The sequence below is a fragment of the Corallococcus sp. 4LFB genome, assembly GCF_046520365.1.
GTDB lineage: Bacteria > Myxococcota > Myxococcia > Myxococcales > Myxococcaceae > Corallococcus > Corallococcus caeni.
Genome location: NZ_JBKGHJ010000184.1, coordinates 1 through 15128, shown reverse-complemented (window position 1 = coordinate 15128; position 15128 = coordinate 1). Strand labels below are relative to the sequence as shown.

The window sequence follows — 15128 nt, the reverse complement described above, 5'->3', positions numbered from 1 at the left end:
CGCGCCAGGACCCGCGGGCGCGGGGCTCCCCGCTCACGTCGCTCCCGGGGCCCGGGGGGTGCTGTCTGGGGGTGCCGCGCATGGACTTCCTCCGGGCGCGGATGGGGACGCGGGCCCCGTCCGTTGCGCCGGCCCTGGAGATACGAGCCCGGCGATATATCGGCAAATAGGTAATTGGTGCGCCGAAGCCACAGGAAAGCCGATATATGGCGGCGATGGACTGGCTCAACTACCACCACCTGCTGTACTTCTGGACGGTCGTGCGCGAGGGCGGTGTCGTGGCCGCGGGGCGCAAGCTGCGGCTCAGCCAGCCCACGGTGACGGGGCAGGTGCGGGCCCTCGAGCAGGCCCTGGGAGAGAAGCTGTTCGAGCGCGCCGGCCGCAAGCTCGTGCTCACGGAGGTGGGCCGCTACGTCTACCGCTACGCGGATGAAATCTTCACGCTGGGCAACGAGCTGCAGAACGGGCTGAAGGGGCTGCCCACGGCGCGTCCGCGCAAGCTGCTGGTGGGCGTGTCGGAGGTGATGCCGAAGCTCATCGCGCACCGGCTGCTGGAGCCCGCGATGCGGATGTCCGACGAGGTGCAGCTCATCTGCACCGAGACCGGACGGAGAAGCTGCTGAGCGACCTGTCCCAGCACGCGCTGGACCTCGTGCTGTCGGACTCGCCCGTGCCGCCCGCCTCCGGCATCCGCGCCTACAACCACCTGCTGGGCGAGTGCGGGACGACGCTGTTCGCGACCGCGCGGCTCGCGGCGTCCCTGCGCCGCGGCTTCCCGAGGTCGCTGGACGGAGCCCCCTTCCTGCTCCTGGCGGAGGTCGCGCCGTCACGGCGCTCGCTCATGCAGTGGCTGGAGGCGCAGGGGGTGCGCCCCCGCGTCCGGGGCGAGTTCCAGGACAGCGCGTTGATGAAGGCCTTCGGGCAGGCCGGCGAGGGCGTCTTCCCGGGCCCCTCCGTCATCGAGGCGGAGATCCGCTCCCAGTACGACGTGGAGGTGGTGGGCCACGTGGACGCGGTGCGCGAGCACTTCTACGCGCTCACCGTCGAGCGGCGGCTGCGGCACCCCGCGGCGGTCGCCATCTCCGACGCGGCGCGCACGCAGCTGTTCCGGCAGGCCTGAAGGGGACGGCCCCGGAGTTCCTCCGAGCAGGCAGCCAGCCGGGCCCTCCGCTCCCCGCCGGGAAGGGGAACCGGGGGAGGCGCCCTGCGTCCGTCCGGGCCATTGGATGCGCACCCTTTCCTTCGGTCCTGGGTGAGGGACGGGAGGAGCATCCACATGGCGACGATGGACGTGATGCGTGGGCCGGACATGGAGCGGCTGTCGCGTGGCGCGAAGGAGGCCGCGAGCCACCCGTGGGCGAAGAAGCTGGGCCGCATGGGCTACGCGGCGAAGGGCGCGGTGTACGCCATCATCGGCGTGCTCGCGCTGAAGCTCGTGGCGGGGGAGGGCGGCCGCACGACGGACAGCCACGGCGCGGTGGCCACCGTGGCGCACGGGCCCTTCGGCATCGCGCTGCTGTCACTGCTGGCGGTGGGGCTGGTGGGCTACGTCATCTGGCGCTTCGCGCAGGCGTTCGCGGACACGGAGAACAAGGGCACGGACGCGAAGGGCATTGCCGCGCGCGCCATGTACTTCGTGAGCGGCGTCCTCTACGGCTCGCTGGCGCTGTTCGCGCTGAAGACCGTGGTGGGCGCGTCACGGGGGAGGGGCAAGAGCACGCAGGGCTGGACGGCGACGCTGATGGAGCAGCCCTTCGGCCGCGTCCTGGTGGTGCTGGTGGGGCTGGGCATCATCGGCTTCGCCCTGAAGCAGTTCCACTCGGCGTGGAAGGGGAAGTTCCGGGAGAAGCTCTCGCTCACGGGCCAGGCGGCGGCGCATCGACACCGCGTGGAGCGGATGTGCCAGTTCGGCATCGCCGCGCGTGGCGTCGTGTTCGCCGTCATCGGCGGCTTCCTGGTGCTCGCGGGCGTGAACTCCAACCCGGGAGAGGCCAAGGGCCTGGGTGAGGCCCTGGCCGTCGTCGCCCGCCAACCCGCGGGCGGCGTGCTCCTGGGGGTGGTGGCGGCGGGCCTGGTGGCCTACGCCGCCTACCTGTTCCTCCAGGCGCGCTACCGCCGGTTCTAGAAGAGGTTCCAGAGGTACTGGTTGGTCACCTCGTGGTGGAACTGGATCTCCGCGTCCTTCACGCGGGTGCCCAGCTGCTTGGGGCAGCGGTCCGCGGAGGCCACCTTCAGCTCCGCGTACTTGCCCTGCACCTGCTCACCCAGCGTCTGCGCGATGAACTGGCTGCCCTTGAAGAAGCGCACCGCGTCGTAGATGTTGTCCGGCAGGAAGCGCGTGCGGCTGCGCTTGGTCTCCGCGTCCTCCTGCGGCTGCGGCCCCTCCAGGCCCGTCTTCAGCAGCGTGAAGAGGACCATGTACGGGTTCGCGTCCGGCGCCACGGAGCGGCACTCGATGCGCGCGCTGCGCTCGTTGCCGAACGGGATGCGCACCATGGCGCCGCGGTTGTTCGCGGAGGCCTTGATCTGGTTGGGCGCCTCGTAGTGCGGGTCCAGCCGGCGGTACGCGTTCACGCTGGAGTTGAGGACCAGGCAGATGTCGTTCGCGTTGGTCAGGATGCGGTCGATGAACTCCCAGCCCATCGCCGACAGGTTGTCCTGGCCGCCCTTGTCGTAGAACAGGTTCTTGTTGTTCTTCGACAGCGACATGTTGATGTGCATGCCGTTGCCGTTCACGCCGGTGACGGGCTTGGGCAGGAAGCTGGCCGTCAGCCCCTGCTGCGCGGCGACCTGGCGGCAGAGCAGCTTGTAGAGCTGGATCTGGTCGGCGGCGACCAGCGCCTCGCTGTAGGAGAAGTTCATCTCGAACTGGGAGGGCGCCACCTCCGGGTGGTCCTTCTCGTTCTGGAAGCCCATGGCGCGCTGCGCTTCCGCGGCCTTGTCGATGAAGGTGCGCAGCGGGTCGCCCGGCAGCGCGTGGTAGTAGCCGCCGATGGAGATGAACTCGAACTTGCCCTCTTCGTGGTAGTGGCGCTCGGCGTCACGGTTCTTGAAGAGGAAGCCCTCGATTTCGGGCGCCGCGTGGAACACGGTGCCGTCCTTCTGGAACAGCTGCTCGGTGGCGCGCTTGAGCTGCCCGCGCATGTCCGAGTGGTACGGCGTGCCGTCGCGCTCCAGCACCTCGCAGAACGCCAGCACCTTGCCGGGGCCGAAGATGTCGGACGGCAGCCAGTAGAACGCGCTCCAGTCCACGTTCAGGCGCAGGTCGCTCTCCGCCTGCGCGGAGAAGCCGCGGATGGACGAGCCGTCGAAGGTGAGGTTGTCCGCGCTCTTGAGGAGGAACTTCTTGTCGTAGTCCAGCATGTGCAGCCGACCTTCCAGGTCGGTGAAGCACACGGTGATGGCCTTGATGCGCTTCTCGTCCTTCAGGTACTTGATCCGCTCCTCGCGAACCTTGTCCGCCGACTCGCGCTGGATGCGCTGCTCCTTCACCCGGAGGTTGAGCTCCTCCAGCTCGTCGTAGGGAATCTCCAGGAAGTCCCGCAGCGGCTTCTGCTCCATGGTCCTGCCTCCAGGCGTGTCCCCGGTTCCGGAATACCGGCGGAGACATCAAAAGCACGGGCGCAGGTATTTACATTCCGTGACGCGAAATCAAGCCTAAATTCTGCGGACTGAAGGCTAAAGAGCTTGTCGGGCCGCCCACCGGGGACGAAACGTCAAGGGACGGGAGGCCTGACGCCCCGGCCAGTGGACACTGCGCGCCGCGCTGCGTTGGCCGCGTGTCCGCATCTGGACGCCCGGGCTACGGGAGGGGGACGAGCCCCTGCGCGGGCAGGGGCGTGCCGGCCGGCCAGAGCACGTACGCGGCCCCCCGGGAGTGCTGCCAGGCGCGCCACAGCGCGGCGCGGGGGTAGGTGGCGCTGGTGGTTTCGTTGGAGCCGAAAGCAGGGTCGTTGACGACGACGTCGCCGGAGTCGGTGAAGCCCTTCACGACGATGAGGTGGCCGTCGGTGCGGCGGGCGGCGCCGCCGGGGAGCTCCCCGGGTTCGTAGGCGATGCTGATGCTGACGGGGATGCCAGCGGCGACGAGGCGCTCCACGGGGGCGAAGGAGTCGAAGCGGGCGACGAGTCCGTGCAGCGCGCCGTTGGCCATGCCGGCGGCGTAGGCGGTGTTGAAGCTCCAGTTGCCGGTGCCCTGGTAGACCCAGTCATAGGTGTGGGCGGCGGCGGTGGGCACGGGGTGCTCCAGGTCCGCGCGGCCCAGCCTCCGGCTCCAGTAGCCGAGCAGCATGGTGGTGGACGTGGGGGAGCACCAGACCTCGCCGCCGTCGGGGTAGATCATCTGCGAGTAGCCCGGCACGTCGAGCACGACGCCCCACGCGGTCCGGTCCGACGTGGCGTCCTGGGGCGTCAGGCGCGTGTCGGTGACGGCGGCGGCGAGCGCCCGGACGCGGGGGCTCGAGTCCGCGCGTTCGGAGAAGAGGTGGACGGTGACGCGCAGGGCGTCCGCGCGGCGCTTGAGGTTGAGGGTGTCGGTGGAGACGTTGCCGTCGGCGTCGCCCTGGCCGTCCACGCTGTGGCGGGCGACGGTGGTGGTGTCGAAGGCCCAGACGCCCAGCTCGTAGTCCTTTGTCCAGGTGCCCTCGACGCGGGCGGACACGGTGAGCTTCACCCAGGTGCCGGGAGGCGTCTGGGCGTCGAAGGACGGCACCACGCTGTCGAAGCCGCCGGGGACGGACTGGACCTCGGAGGTGGCGGTGCCGAAGCGGAAGGTGCCGCCGTTGTAGAAGCTGCCGCCGTCCAGCCAGCCGCCCGCGGGGAAGGGGTCGCTGCCTTCCTTGGCGGTGGACGGGTCCAGCTCCAGCGCGCCCTCGGCGGTGACGCGGGTGCCGTCGCGGGAGAAGCGCGCGAGGTCGCCCGTCACGGCCGTCTTCTGCCAGAGGCGCGCGGGCGAGCCTGCTTCCGGGGTCGCGTCCGGAGAGGCCGACGGCGGCGAGGAGGCGCAGGCCCAGATGCAGGAGGCCAGCAGGACGGCGGAGAGGACGCGAGCGCGGGCGTTCACGCGCACGATTCTCTCAAAGGCCGGTGTAGGCCCTCAAGGTGGATTCCTGGAAAGTCCGGTTGAGTCAAGCGTATGAAACAGGATTGGGACTCCTGCACGGTCTGGCATCCAGGTGCAGTGGCCCGCCCTTGACAGGGAATGGACGCACGCGCTTGCCTTTGTGCCCTCATGCCCTTCCACGAAACCATCGCGAATTTCCGGACCCTCGCACTGAACCGGGAGGTGACCGGGGCCCTGGTTGTCTCCGTGCTGGGAACGCTGGTGGAGACCCAGGTGACCCAGCATGAGCGCGCGTCCCATGCGGAGCAGCACATGCGCAACGAGCGCATCTTCGGCCATGTGACCCAGGACGACCACCTCTATGGCGAGTGGGGCAAACGCGTGGAGGGCCACAGCATGTTCGCCAGCCCGGAGGACTCCATCCTGGCGATCACCGCCGCCTTGAACACGGAGGCCGGCGCCGATGCGCTGGGCCACCTGCTGGGCAGGCCGGGAGGCATCAACCTGTACTCCCGCACCGCCGCGGCCCTCATCACCTCCGCCTCCGAGCGGAGGAACGACGAGCAGCGGTTTCATGACTTCCAGGTGGACTACGTCGTCGTCACGCTGATGGACGCCGCGCGTCCCCTGGGCCCCACGCTCAAGAAGGAAGCGCCCGGCAAGCTCGTCATCGCCACGGCCTACCCCGTCCCGACGGGGGGCGGTGCCGGGGTCGCGGACAAGGATTGGTGGTGCTTCAACGCGGGCGCCGGGGGAAAGCTGCCCAATTCCTTTGCTCCCGAGCCGAAGCCAATCGCGCCCTGGGACGTGTAGCCCCGCCCGCCAGGCGCACACCCCCGGTGAGCGAAGGCGGGCCACCCTACGCCCTGCGGATGCTCGTCACGTTGCCCTTCGGGTCGACCGTGAAGACGACCGGGTCCTGGTGGTTGAGCCCGCTGGGGGGGACGTCGAGCTTGAACGTCTTCTGCCCCGCCTTCCCATCCGTCACCTGGATGAAGGCGCCGCCCTTTCCCCTGCCGATGATCAACATCCCCCGGCGCTCACCGCTGATGTTCTTGGCGGGCCGCGGCTCGGCGAGCAGCTCCGCGTGTTGATTGGGCGCATGGGTCGCGGAGGCGAAGCAGATCCGGTTGCCTTCGATGGCGAAGCGGAAGGTCCAGTTCTGGGTGCGGATGACGATGCGATCCACGTGCCCATGGAGCCCTTCGCGAGGCACGGAGAAGCCCTGGTTCAGGCCGCCCGCGAACGCGCCCTCCAGATAGGGGATGAGCATGGCCGCGGAGGTGCCATCCAGGGTGTTCCAGGGGTGGGCAGGGTTCAGGACCCCGACCGAGATGACCCGGAGGCTTCCCGGCACGGGCCGCTCGTCACGCAGACCGGCGAGCTGGATCCCCGCGTAGGTGATCATCTTGAGCATCCCGTTGGGGTCCGTCGTCTCGCCCCACTTCATCTGCACCGTCTTGGTGGCGGAGTACCGCTCGTGCCGGCCCCAGAGCCGCCGCTGGTGGGGGTTGCGCGTCTCCAGCCCAATGACGAGCAGGTCCCCGCCGTAGGTCTCCTCGTCCCGGATTTCACTCAGGCTGACACGCGGATCAAAGGCCTTGAGCACTTCCTTCAGCTCCGCGCCGGACAGGGTGCCCACGATGACGAGCCGGTCCCCGGTCCGCCGTCCCTTGGCCCAATGCTTGAGATTGGACCGGAGCTCGGCGCCCTTGCCGTAGGTCGTGTTCTGCGCCTGCTCGGAGGCGTGCTCGCCACGCAATCCCCCCAGGCCCCGGGGCTCCACCTGGAGACGCTTGATCCGGGCCTTGCGCTGGGCTTCGTAGTGGGCCTGGAGCTGCAGCAGGATGCCGTATTCGATGCCGCGCCGCTTCGCGAGCTCGTCCGCCGCCTCGCCGAGGATGCGCTCCGCCTCCGCCGCCACCGCCGCGGCGAACTTGGGGTTGCGCATGAACAGCTCCCACTTGGGGAGCATGCCGGTCTCGCGAAGCGTCTTCTGGACGAAACGCCAGGCCTCCTGTTGCTGCCTTTCCGCCTCCTTCCAGTAGGGGTCCTCCGGGAAGACGATGGGATCCGGGATCACGGGAACTGGAATCACAAGCACGTCGCCGGGCATCGGAATTCCTTTGTCAGACAAGGCGGGGCGGGAGCAGACCGCCAGGTCAGGGTATCAGCGTCCTGGCCGAACCCGCCAACCTTGGATTCCGACGACCCCCCATGTGCTCACGCCCAGAGGTCCTGCTCCAGCGTGTCCAGCAGCGCCAGCGCCGCCTCCGGCGTGGGCATGCCCGCCTCCGTGATGATGCTCGCGTCCAGCGGCACCAGGACCTCCTCCCGCAGGAGCGCCACCGCGCGCTTCTGCGCCTCGCGCAGGGCCTCACGCTCCTGGGCGGACAGGCGCGGCCGGGCCCACTGGTCGATGTCCCACGACAGCGCCGCGTGCCGCGTCTCGTCCTCCGCGATGCGGACCATGGCCTCGCGCACCTCCAGGTCCCGCGCATGCAGCGCCTGGTGGTGGGCGAGCAGCGCGCCATACGTCTCCCTCACGCAGCCCTCCACCGCGTTCTCCAGCGCCACGTCCACGAGCGAGCGCGGGGGCAGCTCCGCCACCACCGGCCGCTGGGGCGTGCCACCGAAGCGCCGCGCGAGCCGGTCCGTCACCCGGGCGTGCTGGACCTCCTCCATGGCGCTGCGGCGCGCCGCGTCCTGGAGGCCCACGTCCGCGCCGTGCAGCTCCAGCTCATCCCGCAGCCGCAGGAACGCGTGGACCGACGCCGCCTCCAGGTGCGCCGCGTCCGCGAAGTAGCGTCCCAGCGCCTCCGGGCTCTGGCACGCTTCGGCCACCTGGAGCCCCACCGGCCGCCGGCCGATGTTGCAGTTGGGGTCCCCCTTCTCCAGGACGCGCTTCTCCTGCTCCAGGACCTCACCGGAGGCGGTCACCTTCACCACGTGCTGGGTCAGCTCCGTGCCCGGCCCGCAGGCGTAGCCCTTCGTGCCGATGACGTTGAAGCTGCCATCCGCGTTCTTCTTCACCGCGCCGTGCTCCTTCTTGCCGCAGAGCAGGGAGTAGCCCGCCGCGAAGGTCTTGAGCACCGCCTCCTGTTCGGTGTCCACCGTGCCCAGCACCTGCTGGAGCTCCGCCAGCGTCGCGTGCGTCTTCACCTCGTCGCCCCGGGTCGTCACCAGGAAGGCGTCCGTGCAGAAGTCCAGGCAGACGTGATGGAAGCCGGCGGTGACGGTCGCGTTCACCAGCGCCTCCTGGCACGCGGGGACGTCCGTGGCCGTCGCGCACGCCTCACCGGAGGACGACGACGAGGTGTAGGTCCCCATGGGCTGACCCCCATTGGTGCCGATGTAACGGAGCTGCACGAAGTCCGGCGCCGGGGTCAGCGTCAGGTCACTGACGGCGAGCCCCTGGTCCGTGCACGCGATTTCCGAATAGCCCGTCAGGTCCGTGCTCCCTTCCGTGCCACAGCCCGCCAGCACCAGGGGCGTGGCGAGCGAGGCGTGCAGGGCCCGCGAGAAGAGACGGCGCAGTCGATGGATGTTCACGGACACGACTCCAAGGCAAACGGTGTGTCCGGGCACTGAGCAATGCGGATGCCAACAGGTCTTCCCAGGAGGGCACCCCGTCCGCACCGCTTGGAAAGCTGAGAAGGACTCGGAAAGTTGAGGGGGCAGGACCTAGCCGCCGCGCTTCCGGGGCGTCTTCCGGGCCGGGGGGCGAGCGGCGCGCGGCCGTTCAATGAGCACGGCCAGCCCGTCCAGGATGCGCTCCAGGCCGAAGGCATAGGCATGGTCCGGGTCGTACGCGGCACCATGGGCCGCGCCCGCGGCGGAGCCCACCCGGGACGCGGTGGGGTAGCGCTCGGCATCGAACATGCGCGTGAGCAGGGGCGCGTTCGCCTCCCACCAGTCCCCGTCACTCATCCGTGACTCCAGCCGCGCGGCGCGCTGGTCCGAGGCCGCGCGGGCGGAGGACTCCACGAAGCCCAGCACGAACGTCAACGCGGCGTCCTGCGCCACGTCGTCCAGGCCCACGCCTTCCAGGGCCTGGAGCTCGTACTCGTACTTGGCCAGCTGGCCCGGGCCCAGGGGCGGGCGCGTGGTGGACACGTCCGCGAGCCACGGGTGTGCGGTGAACAGGGCGCGGTTGTCATGCGCCACGGCCTCCAGCCGCGAGCGCCAGTCCCGGGCCTTCGGCTTGCGCCGGGCCATGCCCGCGTAGAGGGTGTCGAGCATCACGTCGATGAGCTCCGCCCGCCCCGGCACATAGGTGTAGAGCGCCATGGGCGCGATGCCCAGCCTCCCCGCCAGCGCCCGCATCGTCACCGCGTCCAGCCCCTGCGCGTCCGCCAGCGCCACCGCCGCCTCGACGACGGCGGTGACGGTGAGCGCCTGCTTCGGACCGCGCTGGCCCTTCGCGGGCAGGGACTCCCGCCACAACAGCTCCAGCGTCCGCGTGGGGTCTCCCATGCTGCTGCGATGCGATGCCATGCGCCGGATTCTTCCAACGCCGCGACCTTGACGTGCAACTCCGTACTGTGTACGTAGATTGGGCCGTCGAACCCGTGGGGAGGAACCGTCCATGCGCGTCACCGCTTCCGCCGTGTCCCTGAACGTCGATGACGTGGAGGCCTCCGCCTTCTTCCTGAAGCGCCACTTCGGCTTCACGGAGGCGATGGCCGCGGACGGCTTCGTGTCGCTGAGCCGGCCCGACGTGGGCTTCAACGTCATCTACCTGCGCACGGGCCTGAAGACGCTCAAGCCGGAGTCGCTCAAGACGCGCCGGGCGGACGGGCTCATCGTCGCGTTCGTCGTGGACGACATCGACGCGGAGTACGCGCGCATCCAGGCGGAGGGCGTGAACATCCTGACGCCCATCGAGACGGAGGCCTGGGGCGAGCGCTACTTCCAGGTCGCCGACGCGAACGGCGTCATCGTCCAGCTCGTGCAGTGGATGCACGCGCCAGGCACCACGGCCTGAGCTCCGGGCGCACCGTCGGGTAGGAAGGTCTCCAGTTCCGGAGCCGGCCTGGGAGGCAGCCAGGACGTTTGCCGGATGTCAGACCGAGTGGATAGCGTGCAGCTCATGCCGGACATCCGCCTGCCTGCCGAAGCGAAGTACAAGAACGAGCTGGACGCCCTCGCCGCGCAGGACGACAAGCCCCGCCCACCGGGTTGGGCGCTGTCGCCTCGCGCGGTGGAGACGTACATCCTGGGCAGCCCCAAGCCCGTGGGCGGCGTGGCCATCACGCCGAAGTACGTGGGCGACAAGGGGCTCATCCAGGTGTGCATCGCGACGCTCGCGTCGGACCGCGCGCTGATGCTGGTGGGCGAGCCGGGCACCGCGAAGAGCTGGCTGTCGGAGCACCTGTCCGCGGCCATCAGCGGCACGTCCGCGCTCGTCGTCCAGGGCACGGCGGGGACCAGCGAGGACCACATCAAGTACTCGTGGAACTACGCGCTCTTGCTCGCGCAGGGGCCCACGCCGGAGGCGCTGGTGCCGTCGCCCATCCTGCGCGCCATGCGCACGGGCAAGTTCGCCCGCTTTGAAGAGGTGACGCGCACGTCGCCGGAGATCCAGGACTCGCTCATCTCCATCCTGTCGGAGAAGCAGGTGTCGGTGCCGGAGCTGGGGGAGGTGACGAGCGCGCAGCGCGGCTTCAACCTCATCGCCACCGCGAACACGCGCGACCGCGGCGTCAACGAGATGAGCGCCGCGCTCAAGCGCCGCTTCAACTTCGTCACCGTGCCGGTGGTGGAGGACCTGGAGCAGGAGATCCAAATCGTCACCAAGCGCGAGGCGGAGCTGCGCACGGACTACCAGGTGGGCGTGCCGCCGCCGGAGGAGCTGTCGCGCGTGCTGCTGACGCTCTTCCACGAGCTGCGCAAGGGCGTGACGAAGGACGGCAAGACGAAGGTGCGCACGCCCGGGGCGGTGCTGTCCACGGCGGAGGCCATCAGCGTGCTGTTCAACAGCTCCATCCTCGCGCAGCAGTTCGGCTCCGGGACGGTGACGTCGCAGGAGCTGGCGGCGTCGCTGGTGGGCGCGGTGGTGAAGGAGCAGGAGGACGACGTGAAGGCGCTGCGCGAGTACATGGAGACGGTGGCCAAGAGCCGCTCGGGCCCGTGGAAGGAGCTGTACACCGCGAGCAAGAAGCTCCTGAGGGGCTGATGGACTTCGCCCTGCTCTCCCGGGTGCGGCACTTCCCGGTCCGTCACCACTCGCCGCGCACCACCGCCGTGCTCCTGAAGTGGCTGGAGCGGGTGAAGCCGGAGGTGGTCCTCGTGGAGGGCCCCTGCGACGCCACCGCGCTGGTGGACGTGCTGTGCGACGCGCAGACCCGGCCGCCCGTGGCCATCCTGGGGTACCGCACGGATGGCACGCCGTCCTCCTCGCTGTGGCCCTTCGCGGCCTATTCGCCGGAGTACCAGGCGCTGAAGTGGGCCCGGGCGAACGGCGCGCGGGCGGAGTTCATCGACATCCCGGTGGGCGTGAGCCTCGCGGTGGACCGCCAGGCGCCCGGCCTGGGCCTGGAGGCGGAGGCCACGGGGCCGGATGCGCCCGAGGCCCCCGGGACGGCTCCGGCCGCTCTGGAGGAGGAGCCGGTGGTGCCGGTGACGGAGGCGTTCGCGCGCTCGCACGGCTACCGCTCCTTCGAGGAGTTCTGGGAGGCGTCCTTCGAGGCGCCGGACTGGAGCCCGGAGCAGTTCCAGCCGCTGCTCATCGCCTGGGCGGAGGTCCTCAACGCGGGGCCCCGGCTGGCCTATCACGGCCAGCGCGACGCCTTCATGGCGCGCAAGGTGCTGGAGGTGGTGGCGGGCGGCGTGGCGCCGGAGAAGGTGGCGGTGGTGGCGGGCGCGGCCCACATCGCGGCCTTCCTGGCGAAGCGCGTGGACCCGGCGGAGGAGGCGAAGCTGCCGCGGGCCGGGCCGTGCGCGGTGACGGTGATTCCGTACAGCTTCCCGCGCCTGTCGGAGCAGCTGGGGTACGGCGCGGGCAACCGGGCGCCGCACTTCTACCAGAAGGCCCACGAGGCGAACTGCGACTTCCGGCGGGCCACGCTGGAGGTGCTGCTGGACTTCGCGGCGCACCTGCGGATGCGCGGCTTCTCCGCGTCGCTGTCGGACGTGCTGGAGGCGTACCGGCTGGCGGTGACGCTGTCGGACCTGCGCGAGAAGAGCGCCCCGGGCCTGGACGAGCTGCGCGAGGCCACGGTCGCCACGCTGTGCCGGGGCGACGCGACGCACGTGGACGGCTTCCTGTGGAAGAGCGTCATCGGCCATGAGGTGGGGCAGGTGGCGAGCCGCATCGGGCAGAACTCGCTCCAGGCGGAGTTCTGGCGCGAGGTGGGCGAGCGGCGGCTGCCGCGCACGGACAGCCCGGAGACGTTCACGCTGCGGCTCAACAACCCGGTGGAGGTGGGCTCCTCGGTGTTCCTCCACCGGCTGCGCGTGGCGGGCATCCCGTACGCCACGCTGTCCGGCACGGGCTCGTCGCGCAAGCAGGGCGGGGAGGCGGAGGCCGGCGGCTACGCGGCGCTCACCCGGGTGCGCGAGGCGTGGCAGGCGCAGTGGACGCCGTCCACGGACGTGGCGCTGGTGGAGAAGATTGTCCTGGGCGACTCGCTGGAGGCCGTGACGACGCGCGTGCTCCAGGAGCGGCTGACCCAGGCGAGGACGACGGCCCAGGCGGCGGACGTGCTGCTGGAGTCAGTCATCACCGGCTGCTCCCAGACGGTGGCCCAGGCGCTGAAGGTCTGTGACGCGCACGCGGCCACGGACGCGGACCTGCCGTCGCTCGCGTCCGCGGCGCGGGCGCTGTCGGGGCTGATGGCCTATGGCACCTCGCGCGCGCACTCGGACGTGGGCGACGAGGCGGTGGCCGCGCTGGGGGAGAAGACCTTCGGCCGGGCGCTCCTGCGCGTGCGCGACGCCAGCGCCTGCGCTCCGGAGGCGGTGCTCGCGGTGCTGGACGCGCTGCGCACGCTGCACGAGGTGGCGCTGTCCCAGCCGCGCGCGGACAAGGAGGGCTGGTTCGTGGAGGCGCGCGGGCTGATGGCGAGCCACGCGGTGCACCCCGCGACGTCGGGGCTGGCCACGGGCCTCTTGTACCTGGCGCGCGAGCTGCCGGAGGCGGACGTGGCGCTGGAGGTGGGCCGGCGGCTGTCGGCGGCGGTGGAGCCGGCGGACGCGGCGGCGTACCTGGAGGGCTTCCTCCAGGTGAACGCGCTGGTGCTGGTGAAGAGCCGCGACGTGGTGAAGGCGCTGGACGACTTCCTCGTCAGCGTGGAGCCCGAGCGCTTCCGGCAGACCCTGCCGGTGCTGCGCCGGGCGCTGGGCGCGCTGGGGGCCACGGAGCGCCGCTACCTGATGGAGAACGTGATGGGCGTGCGCCAGCTGAAGGACAAGGGGCGCGCGGTGAAGGCGGTGCTGGAGGAGAAGGACAAGGCGACGCTGAAGGACCTGAGCGCGGACCTGGGCAAGGCGCTCGACGACCTGGATGACCTGCTATGAGCGTGGACCCCAAGGACCTGGACCCGAAGGACCGCGACGCGCTGTTGCGCTGGCGGCTGGCGCTGGGGCCAGAGGCGGAGAAGACGGGCTCCTGCCCTTCCCTGAGCGCGCTGGGCGCCAGCGCGGACACGGTGGACCTCAAGGGCGACGACCTGGAGGGGCTGGATGACGCGCTCTCCTTCGTCTACGGCGAGCGCGCCGCGGGCCGGGGCGGCTCCAGGCCGTACCTGCCCAAGTGGCTGGGCGCGCTGCGCGACTTCTTCCAGGACGACGTCATCGCGCTGGTGCAGAAGGACGCCATCGAGCGCAAGGGGCTCACGCAGCTGCTCTTCGAGCCGGAGACGCTGCCCTTCCTGGACAAGAACCTGGAGCTGGTGACGACGCTGGTGAGCGCCCGGGGGCTCATCCCGGAGCAGGCCAAGGACACCGCGCGCGCCATCATCCGCGAGGTGGTGGAGGACCTGCGCAAGAAGCTGGAGTCCCCGCTGCGCACGGCGGTGCTGGGGGCGCTGCGGCGGGACAGGACGAGCCCCATCCCCATCGCGCGCAACATCGACTGGCGCCGGACCATCCGCTCCAACCTGAAGGGCTGGGACCCGGAGAGGAAGCGGCTCATCCCGGAGCGCTTCTACTTCTGGCCCAACCAGCGCCGTCACCACGAGTGGGACGTGACGCTGGTGGTGGACCAGTCCGGCTCCATGGCGGAGAGCGTGGTGTACAGCTCCGTGATGGCGGCCATCTTCGCGTCGCTGGACGTGCTGAGAACCAGCCTGGTGCTGTTCGACACGGAGATTGTCGACATGACGCCCGTGCTGGCGGACCCGGTGGAGGTCCTCTTCTCCGCGCAGCTGGGCGGCGGCACGGACATCAACCGGGCGGTGGCCTACGCGCAGGAGCACTACGTGCGCCGGCCGGAGAAGACGCTCTTCATCCTCATCACCGACCTGTACGAGGGCGGCAACGCCGAGGAGCTGGTGGCCCGGCTGCGGCAGCTGGTGGACTCACGCCCCAAGGTGCTGTGCCTGCTGGCGCTGTCGGACAGCGGGCGGCCGTCGTACGACCACGCGATGGCGGAGCAGCTCACCGCGCTGGGGATTCCGTGCTTCGGGTGCACGCCGCGCAAGCTGGTGGACGTGGTGGAGCGGGTGATGCGCAACCAGGACCTGGCGCCGCTGCTCGCGTCCGACGACAAGAAGGGGGAGCGTCATGGCTGAGGTGCGGCCCGTCATCGGGATGGGCGGGATGACGGAGATCATCAGCGACAAGGCGGAGCTGGCCAAGGGCGCGGCCCTGTTCGACGGCAAGCAGCTCACCAACCTGTCGCGCTACGAGAACCGGCTGTTCGCGGACGCGGCGGGCTCCGGGGCGACGCCGTACAAGGTGTCGCTGGTGTTCGGTGAGTCGCGCTCGGACGTGAAGGGGCGGTGCTCGTGCATGGCGGCGCGCTCGCGCCCCTTCTGCAAGCACGCGGCGGCGCTGCTGGTGGCGTGGGCCCGGGCCCCGCAGGCCTTCGTGACGGCGGAGGCGGCCCCGGCGGCGCCCGCGG

General features: G+C 70.4%; 14 protein-coding genes. 9 read left to right on the top strand and 5 right to left on the bottom strand.

Translation table 11 applies throughout. The features are described from left to right. Positions 1-206: 206 nt before the first annotated feature. The 3 genes from ACLEQD_RS20605 (at position 207) to ACLEQD_RS20595 (ending at position 2125) form a co-directional block, all read left to right on the top strand. Entirely contained in the window at positions 207-623 is a 417-nt protein-coding gene (locus ACLEQD_RS20605; protein WP_410385990.1) for a LysR family transcriptional regulator, read from the top strand. Further along, positions 593-1120 carry a LysR substrate-binding domain-containing protein gene (locus tag ACLEQD_RS20600; RefSeq protein WP_410385991.1) on the top strand — a complete coding sequence of 176 codons (528 nt, stop codon included), beginning with the start codon at positions 593-595 and terminating at the stop codon, positions 1118-1120. Before ACLEQD_RS20605 ends, ACLEQD_RS20600 begins: the two co-directional genes overlap by 31 nt. Before the next feature lie 156 nt (positions 1121-1276). After that, positions 1277-2125 (top strand): DUF1206 domain-containing protein, encoded by an 849-nt coding sequence (locus tag ACLEQD_RS20595; RefSeq protein ID WP_410385989.1) that lies wholly within the window; start codon positions 1277-1279, stop codon positions 2123-2125. On the opposite strand, the gene ACLEQD_RS20590 is transcribed toward ACLEQD_RS20595, so the two are convergent. Continuing rightward, positions 2122-3561, bottom strand: a complete 1440-nt coding sequence (locus ACLEQD_RS20590) for a glutamine synthetase family protein (RefSeq protein ID WP_410385988.1) — start codon at positions 3559-3561, stop codon at positions 2122-2124. The two genes, ACLEQD_RS20595 and ACLEQD_RS20590, sit on opposite strands and share 4 nt — an antisense overlap. 241 nt (positions 3562-3802) lie before the next feature. Continuing rightward, entirely contained in the window at positions 3803-5068 is a 1266-nt protein-coding gene (locus tag ACLEQD_RS20585; RefSeq protein ID WP_410385987.1) for a C39 family peptidase, read from the bottom strand. Between the two features lie 240 nt (positions 5069-5308). On the opposite strand from ACLEQD_RS20585, the gene ACLEQD_RS20580 reads away from it, so the two are divergent. Next, positions 5309-5875: a hypothetical protein gene (locus ACLEQD_RS20580; protein ID WP_410385986.1), complete on the top strand. Its 567-nt coding sequence runs from the start codon at positions 5309-5311 to the stop codon at positions 5873-5875. A 46-nt stretch (positions 5876-5921) separates the two neighbouring features. Here ACLEQD_RS20580 and ACLEQD_RS20575 read toward each other — a convergent pair whose 3' ends face one another. The 3 genes from ACLEQD_RS20575 to ACLEQD_RS20565 all read right to left on the bottom strand — a co-directional run bounded on the left by ACLEQD_RS20575 (position 5922) and on the right by ACLEQD_RS20565 (position 9559). Beyond that, positions 5922-7145 carry a hypothetical protein gene (locus ACLEQD_RS20575; protein ID WP_410385985.1) on the bottom strand — a complete coding sequence of 408 codons (1224 nt, stop codon included), beginning with the start codon at positions 7143-7145 and terminating at the stop codon, positions 5922-5924. Positions 7146-7285: 140 nt separating this feature from the next. After that, positions 7286-8614 carry a ferritin-like domain-containing protein gene (locus ACLEQD_RS20570; RefSeq protein ID WP_410385984.1) on the bottom strand — a complete coding sequence of 443 codons (1329 nt, stop codon included), beginning with the start codon at positions 8612-8614 and terminating at the stop codon, positions 7286-7288. 132 nt (positions 8615-8746) lie between these two features. After that, positions 8747-9559, bottom strand: coding sequence for a TetR/AcrR family transcriptional regulator C-terminal domain-containing protein (locus tag ACLEQD_RS20565; RefSeq protein ID WP_410385983.1), 813 nt, complete (start codon positions 9557-9559; stop codon positions 8747-8749). Between the two features lie 91 nt (positions 9560-9650). Between ACLEQD_RS20565 and ACLEQD_RS20560 the strand changes: the two genes are divergently transcribed. From ACLEQD_RS20560 to ACLEQD_RS20540, 5 genes are all read left to right on the top strand, one after another. Further along, positions 9651-10049 carry a VOC family protein gene (locus tag ACLEQD_RS20560; RefSeq protein ID WP_410385982.1) on the top strand — a complete coding sequence of 133 codons (399 nt, stop codon included), beginning with the start codon at positions 9651-9653 and terminating at the stop codon, positions 10047-10049. A gap of 75 nt (positions 10050-10124) precedes the next feature. Continuing rightward, positions 10125-11240: an ATP-binding protein gene (locus ACLEQD_RS20555; RefSeq protein ID WP_410385981.1), complete on the top strand. Its 1116-nt coding sequence runs from the start codon at positions 10125-10127 to the stop codon at positions 11238-11240. Continuing rightward, positions 11240-13582 carry a DUF5682 family protein gene (locus ACLEQD_RS20550; RefSeq protein WP_410385980.1) on the top strand — a complete coding sequence of 781 codons (2343 nt, stop codon included), beginning with the start codon at positions 11240-11242 and terminating at the stop codon, positions 13580-13582. The genes ACLEQD_RS20555 and ACLEQD_RS20550 overlap by 1 nt, the downstream gene beginning before the upstream one ends. Further along, the gene (locus tag ACLEQD_RS20545) at positions 13579-14796 is read left to right on the top strand and encodes a VWA domain-containing protein (protein WP_410385979.1); all 1218 of its coding nucleotides are present in this window, start codon (positions 13579-13581) and stop codon (positions 14794-14796) included. The genes ACLEQD_RS20550 and ACLEQD_RS20545 overlap by 4 nt, the downstream gene beginning before the upstream one ends. Then, positions 14789-15128 (top strand): SWIM zinc finger domain-containing protein (locus ACLEQD_RS20540; RefSeq protein ID WP_410385978.1); only part of this gene is annotated, 340 nt, incomplete at its 3' end. The genes ACLEQD_RS20545 and ACLEQD_RS20540, both read left to right, overlap by 8 nt.

Coding starts and splice junctions, on each gene's coding strand:
- ACLEQD_RS20605 (WP_410385990.1), top strand. CDS start 207: ATGGCGGCGATGGACTGGCTCAACTACCACCACCTGCTGTACTTCTGG.
- ACLEQD_RS20595 (WP_410385989.1), top strand. CDS start 1,277: ATGGCGACGATGGACGTGATGCGTGGGCCGGACATGGAGCGGCTGTCG.
- ACLEQD_RS20590 (WP_410385988.1), bottom strand. CDS start 3,561: ATGGAGCAGAAGCCGCTGCGGGACTTCCTGGAGATTCCCTACGACGAG.
- ACLEQD_RS20565 (WP_410385983.1), bottom strand. CDS start 9,559: ATGGCATCGCATCGCAGCAGCATGGGAGACCCCACGCGGACGCTGGAG.
- ACLEQD_RS20560 (WP_410385982.1), top strand. CDS start 9,651: ATGCGCGTCACCGCTTCCGCCGTGTCCCTGAACGTCGATGACGTGGAG.
- ACLEQD_RS20555 (WP_410385981.1), top strand. CDS start 10,125: ATGTCAGACCGAGTGGATAGCGTGCAGCTCATGCCGGACATCCGCCTG.
- ACLEQD_RS20550 (WP_410385980.1), top strand. CDS start 11,240: ATGGACTTCGCCCTGCTCTCCCGGGTGCGGCACTTCCCGGTCCGTCAC.
- ACLEQD_RS20545 (WP_410385979.1), top strand. CDS start 13,579: ATGAGCGTGGACCCCAAGGACCTGGACCCGAAGGACCGCGACGCGCTG.